The organism is Aeromicrobium sp. YIM 150415, from assembly GCF_016918125.1.
GTDB lineage: Bacteria > Actinomycetota > Actinomycetes > Propionibacteriales > Nocardioidaceae > Aeromicrobium > Aeromicrobium piscarium.
In genome coordinates this window covers 1-18,518 of sequence record NZ_JAERWM010000004.1, presented here as the reverse complement: position 1 = coordinate 18,518, position 18,518 = coordinate 1, and the positions used below count along the sequence as shown (strand labels likewise).

17 protein-coding genes are annotated in these 18,518 nt (G+C 68.8%); 8 read left to right on the top strand and 9 right to left on the bottom strand.

The window, feature by feature from the left end; all coding sequences use genetic code 11:
- Positions 1-131 precede the first annotated feature (131 nt).
- From JL108_RS20370 to JL108_RS01710, 3 genes are all read left to right on the top strand, one after another.
- The gene (locus tag JL108_RS20370; RefSeq protein WP_205196618.1) at positions 132-1,376 is read left to right on the top strand and encodes an ATP-binding protein; all 1,245 of its coding nucleotides are present in this window, start codon (positions 132-134) and stop codon (positions 1,374-1,376) included.
- Positions 1,369-2,010 carry a response regulator transcription factor gene (locus JL108_RS01715; RefSeq protein ID WP_143911340.1) on the top strand — a complete coding sequence of 214 codons (642 nt, stop codon included), beginning with the start codon at positions 1,369-1,371 and terminating at the stop codon, positions 2,008-2,010. Before JL108_RS20370 ends, JL108_RS01715 begins: the two co-directional genes overlap by 8 nt.
- 216 nt (positions 2,011-2,226) lie before the next feature.
- Positions 2,227-2,553 carry a helix-turn-helix domain-containing protein gene (locus JL108_RS01710; protein WP_205196617.1) on the top strand — a complete coding sequence of 109 codons (327 nt, stop codon included), beginning with the start codon at positions 2,227-2,229 and terminating at the stop codon, positions 2,551-2,553.
- 174 nt (positions 2,554-2,727) lie between these two features.
- On the opposite strand, the gene JL108_RS01705 is transcribed toward JL108_RS01710, so the two are convergent.
- From JL108_RS01705 to JL108_RS01695, 3 genes are all read right to left on the bottom strand, one after another.
- Positions 2,728-3,321, bottom strand: coding sequence for a ClpP family protease (locus JL108_RS01705; protein ID WP_205196616.1), 594 nt, complete (start codon positions 3,319-3,321; stop codon positions 2,728-2,730).
- Positions 3,318-3,938, bottom strand: coding sequence for a ClpP family protease (locus JL108_RS01700; RefSeq protein ID WP_205196615.1), 621 nt, complete (start codon positions 3,936-3,938; stop codon positions 3,318-3,320). The genes JL108_RS01705 and JL108_RS01700 overlap by 4 nt, the downstream gene beginning before the upstream one ends.
- A 131-nt stretch (positions 3,939-4,069) precedes the next feature.
- On the bottom strand, positions 4,070-4,417 hold the full coding sequence (locus tag JL108_RS01695) for a GntR family transcriptional regulator (RefSeq protein ID WP_143911344.1): 348 nt from the start codon (positions 4,415-4,417) through the stop codon (positions 4,070-4,072).
- Between the two features lie 130 nt (positions 4,418-4,547).
- On the opposite strand from JL108_RS01695, the gene pcrA reads away from it, so the two are divergent.
- Together pcrA and JL108_RS01685 are read left to right on the top strand one after the other, a co-directional pair.
- A complete protein-coding gene (pcrA, locus tag JL108_RS01690) occupies positions 4,548-6,881 on the top strand; it encodes a DNA helicase PcrA (protein ID WP_205196614.1) in 2,334 nt (777 codons plus the stop codon).
- An 87-nt stretch (positions 6,882-6,968) separates the two neighbouring features.
- On the top strand, positions 6,969-8,147 hold the full coding sequence (locus tag JL108_RS01685; protein ID WP_205196613.1) for an MFS transporter: 1,179 nt from the start codon (positions 6,969-6,971) through the stop codon (positions 8,145-8,147).
- A gap of 114 nt (positions 8,148-8,261) precedes the next feature.
- Here JL108_RS01685 and JL108_RS01680 read toward each other — a convergent pair whose 3' ends face one another.
- Genes JL108_RS01680 through JL108_RS01665 form a run of 4 tightly spaced genes read right to left on the bottom strand, consistent with a single transcriptional unit; the run spans position 8,262 to position 11,917 of the window.
- On the bottom strand, positions 8,262-9,230 hold the full coding sequence (locus JL108_RS01680; RefSeq protein WP_205196612.1) for a sulfate/molybdate ABC transporter ATP-binding protein: 969 nt from the start codon (positions 9,228-9,230) through the stop codon (positions 8,262-8,264).
- A 2-nt stretch (positions 9,231-9,232) separates the two neighbouring features.
- Positions 9,233-10,060 carry a sulfate ABC transporter permease gene (locus JL108_RS01675; RefSeq protein ID WP_205196611.1) on the bottom strand — a complete coding sequence of 276 codons (828 nt, stop codon included), beginning with the start codon at positions 10,058-10,060 and terminating at the stop codon, positions 9,233-9,235.
- Positions 10,053-10,901, bottom strand: a complete 849-nt coding sequence (gene cysT / locus JL108_RS01670; protein ID WP_307837151.1) for a sulfate ABC transporter permease subunit CysT — start codon at positions 10,899-10,901, stop codon at positions 10,053-10,055. Before cysT ends, JL108_RS01675 begins: the two co-directional genes overlap by 8 nt.
- Complete coding sequence (locus JL108_RS01665; protein WP_240190510.1) at positions 10,898-11,917, bottom strand: sulfate ABC transporter substrate-binding protein; 1,020 nt, start codon at positions 11,915-11,917, stop codon at positions 10,898-10,900. The genes cysT and JL108_RS01665 overlap by 4 nt, the downstream gene beginning before the upstream one ends.
- A 217-nt stretch (positions 11,918-12,134) precedes the next feature.
- On the opposite strand from JL108_RS01665, the gene JL108_RS01660 reads away from it, so the two are divergent.
- A complete protein-coding gene (locus JL108_RS01660; protein ID WP_205196609.1) occupies positions 12,135-14,351 on the top strand; it encodes an NADP-dependent isocitrate dehydrogenase in 2,217 nt (738 codons plus the stop codon).
- Between the two features lie 245 nt (positions 14,352-14,596).
- Positions 14,597-15,475: a DUF559 domain-containing protein gene (locus JL108_RS01655; RefSeq protein ID WP_205196608.1), complete on the top strand. Its 879-nt coding sequence runs from the start codon at positions 14,597-14,599 to the stop codon at positions 15,473-15,475.
- A gap of 34 nt (positions 15,476-15,509) precedes the next feature.
- Here the strand turns inward: JL108_RS01655 and JL108_RS01650 are convergent, their stop codons facing one another.
- Positions 15,510-16,976: a DHA2 family efflux MFS transporter permease subunit gene (locus JL108_RS01650; protein ID WP_307837150.1), complete on the bottom strand. Its 1,467-nt coding sequence runs from the start codon at positions 16,974-16,976 to the stop codon at positions 15,510-15,512.
- Between the two features lie 52 nt (positions 16,977-17,028).
- Complete coding sequence (gene lepB / locus JL108_RS01645; RefSeq protein WP_205196607.1) at positions 17,029-17,637, bottom strand: signal peptidase I; 609 nt, start codon at positions 17,635-17,637, stop codon at positions 17,029-17,031.
- A gap of 187 nt (positions 17,638-17,824) precedes the next feature.
- Here lepB and JL108_RS01640 point away from each other — a divergent pair, with 187 nt between their 5' ends.
- A complete protein-coding gene (locus JL108_RS01640) occupies positions 17,825-18,424 on the top strand; it encodes a DUF6230 family protein (protein WP_205196606.1) in 600 nt (199 codons plus the stop codon).
- Positions 18,425-18,518: the final 94 nt, after the last annotated feature.

Here is an 18,518-nt window from a genome sequence, read left to right as displayed (position 1 = left end):
TCTCCATCGTGGCCGTCCGGCGCTCCGCCGACCATCGGGTGTTTCCCTGATTCCTCCCGGTGTCGTGTCAGGGCGATGCCGGGGTCGTCCCTGGTGGCGCGCTCGCGCGGCCGCGTGTGAGGCTTGGTGCCGTGACCACCTCCGCCGCCCCGCCGCATCCCCGAGCGACGCGGCCCGTCGACCGGCGGATCGTCGGAGGCGTCGCGGCCGGGTTGTCCGACCATCTGAACGTGCCGGTGCTGTGGATCCGGATCGGGTTCGTGGTCGCGACGTGGTTCAACGCGGCCGGGATCATCGGCTATCTGCTGCTCTGGCGCTTCCTGCCGCTGTCCTCACCCGACGACACCCCCGGCATCGCCTCAGCCACACGGGCCGGCATGCGAGGTGCGGAACGGACCTCCGCCCGCGAGATCGCCCAGACGGTCGCGATCGGCGCGGTGGGGCTGGGTGTCTTCGCGCTGATCTCGATTCTCGGCGGCGGTGTGTCCTCCCGCCTGCTGATCCCGGTGCTCGCCGGCGCCCTGGGCGTCGCCCTGATCTGGCGCCAGCTCGACGACGCCACCTGGAGCTCCTGGCTGCGACAGACCCGAGGTGCCGGCTACTGGGCGCGTATCGCCGCCGGCCTCGGCCTCGTCGGGCTCGCCGCCGTCTACGTCATCTCCGAAGGCCGGGGCTGGAACGCCACCCTCGATCTCGTCGCCGCCGTGGTGGTGGCGGTCTTGGGAATCGGACTCATCCTCGGCCCGTGGATCGGGAGCCTCTGGCACGATCTGGAGAGCGAGCGGCGCGAACGGATCCGCTCCCAGGAGCGCGCGGACATGGCCGCACACCTGCACGACTCGGTGCTCCAGACCCTCGCGCTGCTGCAGAAGAACGCGGCCGACCCTCGTACGGTCGCCACGCTGGCGCGGCGGCAGGAACGCGAGCTGCGGACCTGGCTGTACGGCGACGAGATGCCCGGTGACGGCACGGCGGTGCGCTCGTTGCGCACCGAGGCGGAGGACGTCGAGACCACGCATCGCGTGGCGGTCGAGCTGGTGGCGGTCGGCGATCACCCGCTGTCGGCGGACGCGGTCGCGCTCGTCCGTGCCGCTCGCGAGGCGATGGTCAACGCCGCCAAGCACGCCGGTTCCGAGCGCGTCGACGTCTACGCCGAGTTCGCCGCCGACCGTGGCGAGGTCTTCGTGCGCGACCGCGGAGTGGGCTTCGATCCCGACGGCGTCGCCGACGACCGGCAGGGCATCCGCGGATCGATCGTGGAACGGATGCGTCGCCACGGCGGCGAGGCGACGGTCAAGAGCACACCGGGGGAGGGCACGGAGATCGTGCTGACGATGCCGTGGGACGATCCGGCCGAGGAGGACGAGGATGGATGAGTTGCGAGTCGTGGTCGTCGATGACCACGCGATGTTCCGGTCCGGCGTGCGCGCCGAGCTCGAACGCGTGGGAGCGGGGCGGGTCCGCGTGGTCGCGGAGGCCGAGGACGTCCCCTCGGCGGTGCGGGTCATCGCCGACCATCGTCCGGACGTCGTGCTGCTCGACGTCCACATGCCCGGCGGGGGAGGCCCGGAGGTCATCGCCCAGGCGCCCGGCGCCACGTATCTCGCGCTGTCGGTGAGCGACGCGGCGGAGGACGTGATCGGTGTCATCCGGGCGGGAGCGCGCGGCTATGTCACCAAGAACATCGCCGCGGATGAGCTGGTGGACGGCATCGAGAGGGTCGCGGCGGGCGACGCGGTGTTCTCGCCGCGGCTGGCCGGTTTCGTCCTGGACGCCTTCGCCGGCACGATCGCCGTGGCCCATGTCGACGAGGATCTGGACCGGCTCACCGAGCGCGAGCGCGAGGTCATGCGCCTCATCGCGCGCGGCTACGCCTACAAGGAAGTGGCCAAGGAGCTGTTCATCTCGATCAAGACGGTCGAGACCCATGTCTCCAATGTGCTGCGCAAGCTTCAGCTCTCCAGCCGCCACGAGCTCACTCGCTGGGCCAGCGACCGCCGCCTCATCTGACCCGAAGGCTCGTCCGCGCGGCTGTGAGGGGCGGTGAGTTACGCACCTCTCGCTTCCCAGGGCGGTGGGTTGCGCACCTCTCACCGACCTCGAGAGGTGCGTAACCCACCGCCCCGGGTGGGCAGGGGTGCGCAGCCCACCGCTCGAGTTCGGCGCGTGATTCTGCTGTCGGCAGAAGACGCGAAGGCCGGCGACAGGACCGGCCTACGATGAAGCATGCCGGAAACTCCATCGTCCCCTGATCATGCGGCGGCGCGCGAGCCGCTCTGGCGCGAGGCGCTCGGCGCGCGGTTGCGTGACGAACGTCGACGTCGCGACGAGACCCTCGGCGATGTCGCCCGGCGCGCGGGCATCTCGCTGCAGTATCTGTCCGAGATCGAACGCGGGATCAAGGAGCCGTCGAGCGAGATGATCGCGGCGGTGGCCGGGGCGCTGGAGCTGACGCTGCTCGACCTCACCGTCGAGGTCTCCCGGCAGCTGAGCGCTCCCGTGGCGGGCACGGCGCGCGGCGCCCAGCGTGGTGCCTTCGCCCTGGCCGCCTAGCGACCGATGCGCGCCCAGCCGGGGCGGTAGGTTGTCAACGTCTCCCTCCCCGGTTGAGGTACCTGATCAACGTCATCGGGGCTCGATAACGTTGATCAGCTACCGCTGCCAGCGAGGAAAGGTTGACCAGCTACCGCCGCCGGAACCTGCCCGGGGTGCTCCGCGGCAGCGCCGTCAGCCGTCCCGTTCCGCGAGCACGGTGTCGATGAGTCCGTAGTCGCGGGCGGCCTCGGCCGTGAAGACCCGGTCGCGGTCGGTGTCGGTGCGTAGCGTCGCGACATCCTGGCCGGTGTGCCGCGAGAGGATCCTCTCGATGTCCGTGCGGATCCGCACCACCTCGTCGGCCTGCAGGATCAGGTCGGGGATAGGGCCGCGTCCCTGTGCCGCCGGCTGATGCAGCACGATCCGCGCGTGGGGCAGAGCGGCCCGTGCCCCCGGAGCCCCGGCGGCCAGCAGCACCGCACCGACGGAGATCGCCTGGCCGACGCAGGTCGTGGCGACGCGGGGCCGCACGTAACGCATGGTGTCCTGGATCGCGAGCATCGCGCTCGGATCGCCGCCCTCGCAGTTGATATAGAGCTGGATGTCGCGGCTGGGATCGTCCGCCTCGAGATGCAGCAGTTGGGCGACGAGGGCGTTCGCCACCCCGGCGTCGATCGCGGTGCCCAGATAGACGACCCGCTCGGTGAGCAGGTGGGAGTAGACGTCCATGATCCGTTCGCCGCGCGGGTTCTGGGTGATGACATTCGGGATCGGGTAACTGCTCATCGTCTCGCTCCCGCTGCCAGGCCCAGCGGCTGCGGCTGCGTCGGAGAGATCGCGTCGAAGCTGCCCGCGATCTCATCGACGAAGCCGTAGTCGAGTGCCTCTTGGGCCGAATACCAGCGGTCACGCAGGGAGTCGTTGAACACGCGCTCGATCGGTTGTCCGGTGTCCTGGGCGATCAGTCCGAGCACCGTGTCGCGGGTATGACGCAGGTCCTCGGCCTGGAGCTCGAGGTCGACGGCGGTGCCCGAGATACCCGCTGAGCCCTGATGCATCAAGATGCGCGAGTGGGGGAGTGCCCGCCGTTTGCCGCGACTTCCGGCCGACAGCAGGAACTGCCCGGCGCTGCACGCCATTCCCAGTACCAAGGTCGACACGTCGCAGGGGACCATCCGCATGACATCGCGGATCGCGAGCATCGCCGGGACCGAGCCGCCGGGGGAATGGATCCACAGAGCGATCTCCGCTCCCGGCCTCTCGGCGGCCAGGGTGATGAACTGGGTGGCGAGGAGGGTTCCGTTGTCGTCGTCGAGTTGCCCGTCCAGCACCAGTACGCGCTGCTGGTACAGCTCCCGGCGCGTGCTCTCGCCGAACAATCGAGGGTTCTTCTCATCGGTCATGTCTTCACTGTGAGTCCCTCAGGCGGCGGAACGAAGCCCCTTCCGCCGTCGGCGGAGCCTTCCACCCTCAGCGGAACGAACCCAGAACCGGTTGAGTATGGGGGCACCCCACACTCAACGGGTTCGCGAGGTCACCAGACGCTCTCGAAGAGGGTGACGGCCTCGGCCCGACCCATGCCGCGGCTCTGCGCGGACTTGGCGAAGGCGATGGCCGCGTTGCGGGTGTCGTCGTGGGTCAGCGTGGTGCTGGCGATGAAGGAGCCGCGGCGTCCCTCGGTGCGGATCACGCCCATCGCCTCGAGCTCGCGATAGGCGCGGGCCACCGTGTTGACCGCGAGCCCGAGCGTCTCCGCCAGGGCCCGGACCGTGGGGAGCCGTTCTCCCTCCGGCAGTTCACCGGAGGCCGCGGCCTCGGCGATCCGCTGACGCAGCTGCTCGAACGGCGGAGCCGTCGCGTCGGAGTCGATCGTCCATTCCATGATTCCATTGTGCTGCGTCGGTGGTAACGATGCCGACCACCTCCCGGAATCATCGGCCTGGTTCCAGTGAGCTAGGCGCGGAGACCGATCGAGCACGGGATCGTCAGCGCGAGCCACTAGTCTGGAGGCGATGACTCTGCCGTTCCCCGTGCCCTCCTCGCCAGCCCCCGAACGCGGCCCCCGTGTGACCACCTCGGACCGACTGGTCGAGGGCCTCAACGACGCCCAGCGCGAGGCGGTGACCCACACCGGCGGTCCGCTCCTCGTCGTGGCCGGGGCCGGATCGGGCAAGACCCGCGTGCTGACGCGGCGGATCGCCTGGCTCATCGCCGCGCGCGGCGCGCATCCGGGGTCGGTGCTGGCGATCACCTTCACCAACAAGGCCGCTGCCGAGATGCGCGAGCGGGTCGCCGAGCTCGTCGGCGGTCGCGCGCGGATGATGTGGGTGTCCACCTTCCACTCCGCCTGCGTGCGGATCCTGCGACGTGAGGCCGACAAGTTCGGTTTCACCTCGTCCTTCACGATCTACGATGCCGCGGACACCCGCCGGCTCATGACCCTCGTCTGCCGTGACCTGGACCTCGATCCCAAGAAGGTCAATCCGCGCGCGGTGCTCAACCACGTCTCCAATCTCAAGAATGAGCTCGTCGATCACGAGGCGGCGGCGAGCCGCGCGCAGACGCCCACCGAGCAGCAATACGCCGAGTGCTATGCGCTGTACCAGCAGCGGCTGCAGGCGGCCAATGCCATGGACTTCGACGACCTCATCATGAACACCGTCCATCTGCTCCAGGCCTGGCCGGAGGTCCGCGAGGCCTACCGGCGCCGCTTCCGGCACGTGCTCGTCGACGAGTACCAGGACACCAACCACGCGCAGTACGCCCTGATCCGCGAGCTGTGCGATGCGGAGTCCGATCTGATGGTGGTCGGCGACTCCGATCAGTCGATCTACGCCTTCCGCGGCGCCAATATCCGCAACATCCTGGAGTTCGAGTCCGACTTCCCCGATGCGCACACCGTCCTGCTGGAGCAGAACTACCGCTCCACGCAGACCATCCTGACCGCCGCCAATGCCGTCATCAGCCGCAACGAGGACCGCAAGGACAAGAAGCTGTGGTCCGCCGAGGGCGATGGCGAGCAGATCGTCGGCTACGTCGCCGACGACGAACGCGACGAGGCCCAGTTCATCGCCGATGAGATCGACCGGCTCACCGATGACGGCACGGCGGAGCCCAAGGATGTCGCGGTGTTCTACCGCACCAACGCTCAGTCACGGGTCTTCGAAGAGGTGTTCATCCGCGTCGGTCTGCCCTATCGGGTCGTCGGCGGGGTGCGGTTCTACGAGCGCAAGGAGGTCAAGGACGCACTGGCCTATGTGCGCGCGCTGGCCAATCCCCGCGACGACGTCTCGGTGCGCCGGATCCTCAACGAGCCCAAGCGCGGCATCGGCGACCGGGCCGAGAGCGCCCTCGATCGCTTCGCGCAGCGGCGGCAGATCAGCTTCTGGGAGGCGATGGGCCGGGTCGACGAGATCGACGACCTCGCCACCCGCTCGCGCACGGCCGTCCGGCAGTTCGCCGAGGTCATGCACGGGCTGCGGCAGCTCGCCGACTCCGGCGCCCCCGCGGACGCCGTCATCGAGGCCGCGCTCACGCGCACCGGCTATCTCACGGTCTTGGAGGAGAGCCGCGATCCACAGGACGAGACCCGCGTCGAGAACCTCGCCGAGCTGGTCGCCGTCGCGCGGGAGTTCGTGGCCGGTGCCGCCACGCTCGCCGATGACGCCGAGGCCGCCCCTGAGGACACCGATGCCGGTGATCTCACCCCCGGATCCCTGTCGGCGTTCCTGGAGCAGATCGCCCTCGTCGCCGATGCCGATGCCATCCCCGATGACGGCGAGGGGGTGGTGACCCTCATGACGCTCCACACGGCCAAGGGGCTGGAGTTCCCTGTCGTGTTCCTCACCGGCCTCGAGGACGGCGTCTTCCCGCACATGCGGTCGATGGGCGACGCCAAGGAGCTCCAGGAGGAGCGACGCCTCGCCTATGTGGGCATCACCCGCGCCCGCGAGCGGCTCTATCTGACGCGTGCCTCGGTGCGATCGGCCTGGGGGGCGCCGGCCTACAACCCTCCGTCGCGCTTCCTCGACGAGGTGCCCGATCACGTCATGGACTGGCGACGGCTCGGCTCGCCGGCCACGCAGTGGACGCCGAGCACTCCCTCGGCCTCCGCGCGGCGGGACAGCGGCTCGTTCCGCTCGGCGAATGTGGCCGCCCGGTCCAAGCGCGCCACCCGGGACATCGTCGCCCTCGAGCCCGGGGACCGGGTCACCCACGACACCTTCGGGCTCGGCACGGTCGTCTCCCTCGACGGCTCGGGCCAGAACTCGGTGGCCAGCGTCGATTTCGGATCGCAGGGAGTCAAGCGGCTGCTGCTGCGCTACGCGCCGGTCGAGAAGCTGTGACTATGACAGTGCCCACATCGCCCGCCGGACCGCCCCGATCACGGAACAGATGAGCCGGATGCCACGTTGGCATCTTCCGTGACCTCGATGACTCAGACCCGGCGCCCGACCCATCTCGGCCTCGCGATCATCGCCCTCGCGCTGGGCGGTTTCGCCATCGGCACGACGGAGTTCGTGACGATGGGCCTGCTCGCCGACATCGCGGACAGCATCGATCGCTCGATCCCTACGACCGGCCACATCATCACGGCCTACGCCTTCGGCGTGGTGGTCGGCGCTCCGCTGATCGTCTCGCTCGGTGCCAAGCTGCCCAAGCGGGAGCTGGCCATCGGTCTCGTAGTGGCGCTTGCGGTGGGCAACGGCCTCACCGCGCTCGCCTCCGGCTATCTGCCGGTGCTGGTGTCCCGGTTCATCGCGGGGCTCCCGCACGGCGCGTACTTCGGGGTGGCCTCGCTGCTGGCCGCGTCGATGGTGCCCGCGTCGATGAAGGGGCGGGCGGTCAGCCGCGTCATGATGGGCCTGTCGGCGGGCACGGTCGCGGGTGTCCCGTTGAGCGCCTGGCTCGGCCTGCACTTCGGCTGGCGATCGGCCTATGTCTTCGTGGTGGTGGTCTCGCTGCTGACCGCCGTGCTGATCTGGCGCTTCGTCGAGCGCGTGCCGGGCACGCCGGAGGCCACGATCCGCCGTGAGCTCGCGGCGCTCAAGCGCCCGCAGGTGCTGCTGGCCGTCGCGGCGGGCATGATCGGCTTCGGCGGCATCTTCGCGATGTACTCCTATATCGCCCCGATCGTCACCGATGTCGCCGGCCTCGGCCGCACGACGATCCCGTGGTTCCTGCTGGCCTTCGGCATCGGCTCGGTCGTCGGCACCTGGCTGGCGGGGATCCTCGCCGACTGGGACAACGTGCGGCAGATCGTCGGCGGATTCGTCGCGAGCGTCGCGGTGCTCGTCGGGTTCTACGCCGTGATGGACCAGCCCGTCTTCACGGCCATCGGGGTGTTCGCGATCGGTGCTCTGGGCAGCATCGTCGCGGTGGGGCTGCAGATCCGCCTCATGCACGCCGCGGGTGATGCGCAGATGCTCGGGGCGGCGCTCAACCACTCCTCGCTGAATGTCGCCAATGGTCTCGGGGCGTGGCTCGGCGGCATCGTCATCGCCGCGGGCTACGGCTACCGCGCGCCGAGCCTCGTGGGTGCCGGACTGGCGGCGGGCGGACTCGTCGTCGTCCTCATCGCCGTCGCCCTCGAGCGCCGCACCCGCCGCTGACCCCGGCCCCATCTGACCCTCCGGGTCCAGCTTTTGCCGGGTTGTGGCCCTCGTGCGAGTCAGGAAAGGGCCACAACCCGGCAACAGCTGTGAGCGCGACGCGACAGGCTGGACTCAGGCGGTGATGGACTGGGCGCCGACCGAGGGACGCAGCCAGACGTGGTCGCCGTGATGCAGATCGAGTGCGGTCGCCTCGCTGCGCGTCACGGTCACCTGCACCGGCTGGGTGTAGCGCGGATCGGTCGGGGTGACCTCCAGCCGGATCTCGAAGCCGATCCGCGTCCACCGGGTGATCGGTCCGTCCACGACAGCGGCCTGTTCCAGGCGTGAGATCTCGATATCGTGCGGACGGATCAGCCGGTCGCCGAGGGTCGTCACCGGGCCGAGGAAGCTCAGCACGAACTCGCTCGCCGGCTTGTCGTAGAGGTCATCGGGGGTGCCGACCTGCTCGATGCGCCCCTCGTTGATGACCACGATGCTGTCGGCGACCTCGAGGGCCTCCTCCTGATCGTGGGTGACGAAGACCGTCGTCACGTGCACCTCGTCGTGCAGCCGGCGCAGCCAGTCGCGCAGCTCCTTGCGGACCTTGGCATCGAGTGCGCCGAAGGGCTCGTCGAGCAGCAGGACGCTCGGCTCGATCGCGAGTGCCCGGGCGAGCGCCATCCGCTGACGCTGGCCTCCCGAGAGCTGAGCCGGCAGCCGATGCGCGAACTGCTCCAGGTGGACGAGCTCCAGCAGCTCGTCCACCCGGCGCTTGATCTCCGCCTTGGGACGCTTGCGGATCTCCAGCCCGAAGGCCACGTTCTTGGCCACCGACATGTGCTTGAACGCCGCATAGTGCTGGAAGACGAAGCCGACATTGCGGCGCTGGGCGGGCACCCGGGTGGTGTCCTGGCCCTCGATCTCGATCGAGCCGCTGTCGGACGTCTCCAGGCCGGCGATGATGCGCAACAGGGTCGACTTGCCGCCGCCGCTGGGGCCGAGCAGCGCCGTCAGCCCGCCGCTCGGGATCGTCAGGTCGATATCGCGCAGCGCGACGAAGTCGCCGAAGTTCTTGTTGATCCCGCTGATCTCGATGCCCATGTCTATTTCTTCTCCTTGGGTCGCAGGATCGTGACGATCACGAGGGCCGCCACGGCGATGAGGGTGAGCAGGAAGCTCGTCGCATAGGCCGCGCCGCGCTCGAACTCCAGGTACTTGTCCTCCACGACGAGGGTGGCGGTCTGGGTCTGCTGGGTGATATTGCCCGAGACGATCTTGACGGCCCCGAACTCGCCCAGCGACCGGGCCAGGCTCAGCACGACGCCGTACACGAGCGCCCACCGGATCGAGGGCAGCGTGATGCGCCGGAAGGTCTGCCAGCCGCCCGCGCCGAGCGAGCGCGCCGCCTGCTCCTGCTCGGTGCCGACCTCCTGGAGCACCGGCACGACCTCGCGGATCACCAGCGGCAGGCTCACGAAGGCGGTCGCCATGATGATGCCAGGCACCGAGAAGATCACCTGGAAGTCGATCGCGCCGAGGACCGGTGCGAAGGCACCGTCGCGGGGACCGTAGGCGAGCAGGAGCGCCAGGCCGATGACGACGGGGGAGACCGACAGCGGCAGGTCCAGCAGGGAGTTGAGCACTCCCTTGCCGGGGAACTCGTAGCGGACCAGCAGCAACGACATGCCGACGCCGAAGACGGTGTTGATGACCACGGCCCAGAAGGCGACGACCACCGTCATCTGCAGGGCGAAGATCACGACCGGGTCCTGCAGCGCCGCGACCAGATGGTTGCCGTCGCTGAAGGTGTGGATCACCACCAGCGAGACCGGCCAGACCACGAGGAAGAACAGATAGGCCAGTACGATCGCCCGGCGAACATAGGTCGCCCGGGTACGTCGTGGCCGGCGCACGGTGGAGAGCTCAGTCACGACGGGCCACCCGCCTCGAGATCAGATTGAGCGTCACGATCGCCGCGAGCGCCACGCCGAGCAGGATGACGGCGACCGCCGAGGCGGCGGCCGGATTGTCGTTCTCGATATAGGTGAAGATCCGTACGGAGGCGACCTCGGACTCGAAGGGCAGATTGCCCGAGAGCAGCACGAGTGAGCCGTACTCGCTGATCCCACGGGCGAAGGAGAGCGTCGCCCCGGCGGCGATGGCGGGGGTCAGGCTGGGCAGGATGATGCGCCGCCACGTCGTGAAGGTGCTGGCGCCGAGCGAGGCGGCGGCCTCCTCCACCTCGGGCTCCAGCTCCATCAGCACCGGCTGCACGGCCCGCACCACGAAGGGCAGCGTCACGAACAGCAACGCCAGGAACACCGAGTGGGAGGTGTTGGAGACGTCGATCCCGAGCGGGCTCGCCGGTCCGTAGAGGCTCAGCAGCACCAGGCCCGCGACGATGGTGGGCAGCGCGAAGGGGATGTCGATGATGATCTCGAGGACCCGCTTGCCGGGGAAGTCGTCGCGCACCAGGACCCAGGCGATGAGCGTGCCCATGACCACGTTCAGCGCCGTCACCAGCAGCGCCTGGCGGACCGTGAGCCAGATGGCTGCCGCCGTCTGGGAGCTGCCGAGGGTCTCGGCGAAGACGGCCCAGCCGCCACCGGCAGCCTGGAAGGCGATGAGGGCGAGCGGGATCAGCACCAGGATGCTGAACCACGTGACGCCGATCCCCAGACCGATCGCCGCAGGCCGGTCGAGGGTGGACGACGCCCGGCCGCGACGACGCGTGCGCGCCGTCGCGGCCGGGTCGAGCTGCTCGATCGTCACGAGTTCAGTCCCGCGGCGGTCTGGAGCCGGGTGATGATGCCCTCGCTCTCGTCGAAGAAGGTGCTGTTGACCTCGTCCCAGCCGCCGAGGTCGTCGTCGATGGTGAAGAGTGTCGCGACGTCCGGGAACGGGTTCTGCGGATCCATCGCGCCCTCGACCTCGCCGACCTCGACCCCGTCGACCGAGCGCAGCGGGCGGAAGCCCTTGCTCACGTACTCGGTCTGTCCCTCGGGCGTGAGCACGAAGTCCAGGAAGGCCTCAGCCTTGGGGTCCGCATCGGTGAGAACGGCCGCCGGATTCTCGATGAGCAGCGTGTCCTCGGGCACCACATACTCGATCGGCTCGCCGTTCTGCCGCGCGAGGATGGCCTCGTTCTCATAGGAGATGAGGACATCGCCGGTGCCGCTCTGGAAGGCCTGCGTCGCGTCGCGTCCGCTGCCCGGGAATGCCTGCACGTTGTCGAGCACGTCGGCCAGGAAGGCCTCCGCCTCCTCCTGCGAGCCGCCCTGGCCCACGATGTGCAACCATGCGCCGAGGATGTTCCAGCGCGCGGCTCCGGACGATCCGGGATTGGGCGTCACGATGCCGATATCGTCGCGGGCGAGGTCGTCCCAGCCCTGGATGTTCTTCGGATTGCCCTCGCGCACCGCCAGCACCACCACCGAGTCGGTCACGATGCCCTTGTTCGGTCCGTCGTCCCACGACTCGTCGACGAGGCCGGCATCGACCAGTCGGGTGACATCGGGGGTGACGGAGAAGTGCACGTAGTCGGCGTCGAGTCCGCTCGCGACGGCACGGCTCTGATCGCCGGAGGCGCCGTACGACTCCTTCCAGCTGACACCGGCGCCCTCGTCGGTCTCGGCGAAGGCCGCTTGCGCGGCGTTGTTGCCGGCCTTCGGCACCGCGAACCCGACCAGCGAGAGCGACGTGGCATCGGCATCGGCGCTGCCGCCGGCTCCCGAAGGCGCGCATGCGGCCGTCGCGATCAGCGAGGCGAGGGCCGCTGCAGCCGCCAACCGGCGACGGTACCGAGAAGTCATCGAGGTGCCTTTCTGGGCTTTCGGAGATCCTGACGAGCCCTCACGTTAGGGGCCTGGCGCACTTCTGAGACGCCTGTCCGCCCTGTGGACAGCGTTCTCACCGCCGCCGGATTCTGGTAAGGACATCCGCTCTCGGCGCGTTCAGGAGCACGCCAGCGACGGTCGCGGCCTCGATGCGCGGTAGGTTGGGGCCGTGAGCGAATCGACGATCATCTACACGCACACCGACGAGGCCCCCGCCCTCGCCACCCACAGCTTCCTGCCGGTGATCTCCGCGTACGCGGCTACCGCCGGTGTCGAGGTCGAGACCCGCGACATCTCGCTGGCCGGGCGCCTCATCGCGGTGTTCTCGGACCGTCTGCCGGCCGAACAGCGCGTCGACGACGCCCTCGCCGAGCTCGGCGAGCTGGCCAAGCGCCCCGAGGCCAATATCATCAAGCTGCCGAATATCTCGGCCTCGATCCCGCAGCTCAAAGCCGCCGTCGCCGAGCTGCAGTCCCAGGGCTACGACCTGCCGGACTACCCGGACGAGCCGACCACGGACGAGGAGCGCGACATCCGCGCCCGTTACGACAAGGTCAAGGGCAGCGCCGTCAATCCCGTGCTGCGCGAGGGCAACTCCGATCGACGAGCCCCCGCCTCGGTCAAGAACTACGCCCGCAAGAACCCGCACCGCATGGGCGCCTGGAGCGCCGACTCGAAGACCAATGTGGCCACGATGGGCGAGCACGACTTCAAGGCCAACGAGCAGTCGGTGACACTGCCCGCCGATGACGCGCTGCGGATCGTGCACGAGGCCGCCGACGGCACCACCACCGTCCTCAAGGACGATCTGAAGGTGCTCGAGGGCGAGGTCGTCGACGCCACGATCATGCAGGCCGCGTACCTGCGGGCCTTCCTCGCCGACGCGATCGCCCGCGCCAAGGCCGAGGGCGTGCTGTTCAGCGTCCACCTCAAGGCGACCATGATGAAGGTCTCCGATCCGATCATCTTCGGCCAGGTCATCAAGACCTTCTTCGCTCCCGTCTTCGAGCAGTACGGTGCCGATCTCAAGGCCGCCGGCCTCTCGGCCAATGACGGTCTCGGCGGCATCTACGCCGGCCTGGAGAAGCTGCCCAATGGCGCGGAGATCAAGGCCGCGTTCGATGCGGCGCTCGCCGAGGGTCCGGAGCTCGCGATGGTCGACTCCAGCCGCGGCATCACCAATCTGCACGTGCCGAGCGATGTCATCGTCGACGCCTCCATGCCCGCCATGATCCGCACCTCGGGCCATATGTGGGGCGCCGACGATGAGGAGCACGACACCCTCGCGGTCATCCCGGACAGCTCCTATGCGGGCGTCTACCAGACCGTGATCGAGGACTGCCGAGCCAACGGCGCCTTCGACCCGTCGACGATGGGCTCGGTGCCCAATGTCGGCCTGATGGCGCAGAAGGCCGAGGAGTACGGCAGTCACGACAAGACCTTCGAGATCGAGTCGGCGGGCACCGTGCGCGTCCTGAACGCCGCGGGCGATGTGCTCATGGAGCACGATGTCGAGGCCGGCGACATCTGGCGCGCGTGCCAGACCAAGGACGTCGCGATCCGCGACTGGGTCAAGCTCGCCGTCACCCGCGCCCGCGCCACGGGCGATCCGGCGGTGTTCTGGCTCGACGAGAGCCGCGCCCACGACGCGAGCCTCATCGCGAAGGTCAACGCCTATCTGCCCGAGCACGACACCGAGGGCCTGGACATCCAGATCCTCAGCCCCGAGCTGGCCACGGCGTACTCGCTGGAGCGCATCCGCAAGGGCGAGGACACCATCTCGGTCACCGGCAATGTGCTGCGCGACTACCTGACCGACCTGTTCCCGATCCTCGAGCTCGGCACCAGCGCCAAGATGCTGTCGATCGTTCCGCTGATCGCCGGCGGCGGTCTGTTCGAGACCGGTGCGGGCGGCTCGGCTCCCAAGCACGTGCAGCAGCTGGTCAAGGAGAACCACCTGCGGTGGGACAGCCTGGGTGAGTTCCTCGCCCTCGCGTCGAGCTTCGAGCACCTCGCGCAGACGACGGACAACGCTCGTGCGCAGATCCTCGCGGACACCCTCGACCGCGCCACCGGCACCTTCCTGGACGAGAACAAGTCACCCAGCCGCAAGGTCGGCGAGATCGACAACCGGGGCAGCCACTTCTATCTCGCGCTCTACTGGGCCGAGGAGCTCGCGAAGCAGACCGAGGAAGCTCCGTTGGCGCAGGCCTTCGCTGAGCTCGCCTCGACGCTGCGCGAGAAGGAAGAGCAGATCAACGCCGAGTTGCTCGAGGTGCAGGGCTCGCCGGTCGACCTCGGCGGCTACTTCCAGCCCGATGTCGAGAAGGCCACCCAGGTGATGCGTCCCAGCGCCACCCTGAACGAGGCCCTCGCCACCCTCTGAGCCCCCCCGGGGCAAATCTTGGGCGGGGTGGGCCCCCTTTCCGGCGGGGCACCGGCCCCACACCCCGGCATTTCTCTGTCGTCCACAGGGATCATCTCGAGAGATGAGCATCCACAATCGTTCCACGGGGTCTGGTCGAACCGTCGGACGCGGGCGACTCTCGAAGGATGGAACTCCCTGTAGAACTGGCTGGCGGTCCCTTCACCCGCGCTGAGGCGCTTGCCGCCGGGCTCACACCGAAACAGATGAGATCGTCACGACTGCGCCGGTTGCTGCGCGGTGTGTACGTCAGCGCTGACCTCGTCCTCACCGTGTTGGTCTGGGCGCGCGCGGCGCTACTCGCCGCGCCGTCTGGAGCCGTGATCTCCCACCACACGGCGCTCGCTCTCTGGGGACTCGATGTGCCATCGGACGGCCGAATCCATGTCTCGACGCGTACCGGTTGGGACAGCGAACATCCCCGGATCGCCAGCCACCGGCGACTCGCGTCGATCGCGGTGCGAGAGCGACACGGGCTCCTGATCACGAGCCCGGAACGGACCTTCGTCGACCTTGCGACCAAGCTCAGCTGGCCGTGGCTCGTCGTCGTCGGCGACTGGCTCATCGAACAGAGGCTCACCACGCTCCAGAGGCTCGTCGAATACGCCGAAGAGCGACATCTCAGCGGAGTGCGAAAAGCTCGCCGGGCGTTGCGCTGGGTGCGCGAAGGGGCGGAATCGCCGCGAGAATCCTGGGTACGTGTGCTTCTCGTGATGGCACGGCTGCCCGAGCCGGAAAGTCAGGTACGGGTCTTCGGCGCCGATGGCATCTTCGTTGCCCGAGTCGACTTGGCATATCGCGCCTGGAGAGTCGCCGTCGAGTACGACGGTTACTGGCACGAACGGTCCGCCCGGCAGCGCGAACACGATCGGGACCGCCGCGAGCGGCTCGAACGTCTTGGCTGGACCGTGGTCGTGATCTACGACGGCGACCTTCGGGATCCTCGGAGCATTCCATGGAGGGTCTTCCATGCGCTACGAGATCAGGGGTACCTCGGCTCGGCTCCGGTCATGTCCGTCATGTGGGATCGCTGGTTCTCGCCGAACAACCTTCGCCGGGTTGTGGCCCCTTCTGCAGCCGCCTGAGGGCCACAAGCCGGCAAAAGTTGGACCCGGAGGGTCAGCGGGGGCGGGGGAAGAACTGGACGATGAGGAGACCGAGGAGGAAGGCCGCGGCGGGGACGAGGAGGGCCTGGCTCATTGCGGTGGAGAAGGGCTCGGCGGCCTCGGGAGGCAGCGCGGTGGGGCCCGCGCCCTCGGCACCAGCGCTGGCCGCCTGGGGGAGATGCGCCGCGAGGCGGCTGGAGATCGCCGCGGCGATGGCGGCGCTGCCGAGCACCGCGCCGATCTGGCGGGTCGCGTTGTAGACCCCGGACCCGGCGCCCGCCGACGCCATCGGCAGCCGGCGGGTCGCGGTCGCGGCGAGCGGCGACCACAAGAAGGCATTGCCGAAGCCCACCAGAGCGGTGGCGATGAGGATCAGCCAGACCGGGCTATCGGGAGTCACCGTCTGACTCATGAACAGGATCGACCCGCCGGAGACGCCGAACCCGATCGAGGCCAGCAGCCGCGGCGCGACACGATCGGTCCAACGGCCGACGATCGGCGCCATCGCGGCCGTGACGACGGCCATGGGGATCAGCAGCATCCCCGACTCGGTAGGGGACCAGCCGCGAGCCGTCTGGGCCCACAACATGAACGGGAATGACATCGCGGTGACCGAGAAGGACACCATCGAGATCGCCGCATTGGAGACCGAGAAGTTCCGCTCGCGGAACAGCTGCAACGGGACGAGCGGCTCACGACGGACCCGGGACTGCCACCACAGGAAGATCGCGCCGACCACCAGGCCGAGGGCGATGAGAGCCGGGACCGAGACGATACCGGTGATCTGGCCCCAGTCGTAGCGTTCGCCCTCCTGGATGCCGAAGACGATGAGGAACATCGCGGCGGCGCTGAGCACGACGCCCACCCAGTCGAAGGAGTGCGCATGGGTCTCCAGCCGCGGCACCAGCCTCCAGGCCAGGGCGAAGCCGATGATCCCCACCGGCACGTTGACGAAGAAGATCCACTCCCATCCCGCGGAGTCGACCAGGACACCGCCCAGCACCGGGCCCACGAGCGTGGCGACGCCGGCCGTGGCACCCCACAGCGCCATCGCGCGGCCGCGGCTCTCCGGGGGGAACGTGCGGGTGATGACCGCCATGGTCTGCGGGGTCATCATCGAGGCACCGAGTCCCTGGAAGACCCGCGCGACGATCAGCATCTCGATCGTGGTGGTGACCGCACACCACAGCGATGCCAGCGTGAACAGCGCCAGACCGACCAGATACACGTTCTTTGGGCCGATGCGATCGCCGAGCCTGCCGGTGATCAGGAGGGGCACGGCGTAGGCGAGCAGATAGGCGCTCGTGACCCAGATGACCGTGTTGTAGTCGGTCTGCAGCGCCGAGCGGATCGCGGGGGTCGCGACCGAGACGATCGTGGTGTCGACCAGGATCATGAAGAAGCCGATCACCATGGCCCACAGCGCCGGCCAAGGGTTGGCGGGGGTCGTGGTGGCGTCGGGGGACGAGGAGTCGGTCACAGGCCGAGTCTGCCACCGACCATGGACGTTCTGGTCGTCGCGCCCGGGACGCTCAGGGAGCGGCGACGAGCGAGGCCGGATTGGGCACGGAGCCGAAGCGACCCAGAGGCAGGATCCTGAAGTTGAGTTTGGCCTCGATGGCATCGGCCGCGAAGAACCCGTAGACGCGAGAGTCCTCCGAGGCGCCCCAGTTGTCGCCGACCAGCCAGTACTCGTCCTCGGGCACGACGAACTCGCCCGTGCCGCCTTCCCTGCCCTCGACGGTGCAGCACATCCCGCCTCCCGGCTGGTCGTCCCACTCCGGGTTCGCCACGCGGTAGGCGACCGATTCCCCCTCCGGTCGCACGGTCACGACCGGCACCTGAGCGGTCGACTCCACGGTCACCGTGTCTCCGGGGATCCCGATGACGCGCTTGACGATCGCGACATCCTCGGGCGTGCGGGTCTCGACGAGGTCGAAGCGCTCGATGCTGGACCGGTTCCAGAACTGCGCCTGCAAACGGTCGCCGTGGGTGAGGGTCGGATTCATGCTGGTGCCCTTCACCTGCACCGAGAAGGCGAGCGCGGCCACGGCACCGACGGCCAGCAGGAAGAACCCGATGAGCGCAGTGATGCCGAGGACGCGGATGGCGGCGATGCCGCGTTCATAGGAAGAAAGCATGGGGTCCTCGGGGTTCGTCGGGCGGCACCACTGTAGTCGGGGTGGGGGAAATCACGATTCCAGTGGACTGCAACTCCGAGTTATGCCTACACTCAGACCGTCGCCTCGTGATCTGGGTCACTGAGGGAGTAGCCAGTAGGGCGACACCACCGCTCGTTGAGGGACGAGTGGTCAGAGGGAGATATAGATGAAGACAGAGGGAATGGGTCGCGCGCGCCTTGGGCGGTTCGCGGCCATCACGGTGCCGGCCACGCTTGCGAGCGTCGGTCTGGGGATCGCGATCGTGCAGGGCATGGTCGCGGCCACGATCTCATCGGCCGGTGGTTTCGATCTGGACACCAGCTTGAGCGCCGATGCGCTCAAGGTCCGTCCGGGGCAGACGCAGGTCGGCGATGCCGATACGGGCAAGGAGACGATCTTCGCCGAGACCGAGAACGCGCGGGCCGACGGCCTGACGGTCAAGAGCCCGACGGTGAACCTGCCGCTCGTGCAGGGCGTCCACCTGGAGATCGCCTCGACGGACAGCAATATCGGCCTCGGCAATGTCGCGCTGAATGCCGCCACGTTGCGCACACCGAACGGCGCCAGCCTGAACAACGTCACCCTGGGCCAGGCGCAGTCGCAGTCCGGCTTCTCGGACACGAGTCAGGCCTCGGGCTATGACGCGACCGGCTTCTCCCTGGTGAGCGGCGAGTCGACGTTGAACAACATCTCGGCGAAGGCCTATGCGGTCACGCTCGGTGGCCTGTCGCTCAACAATCTGTCGCTGTCGGTCAAGCGCAGCTGACGATCGCTGGTGGCGTGGGGGGGGGCCGCCCCCCCCCCCCCCCCCCCCCCGCGGGGCCCCCCCCCCCGCCCCACCACACAGCCCCACCCCCCCC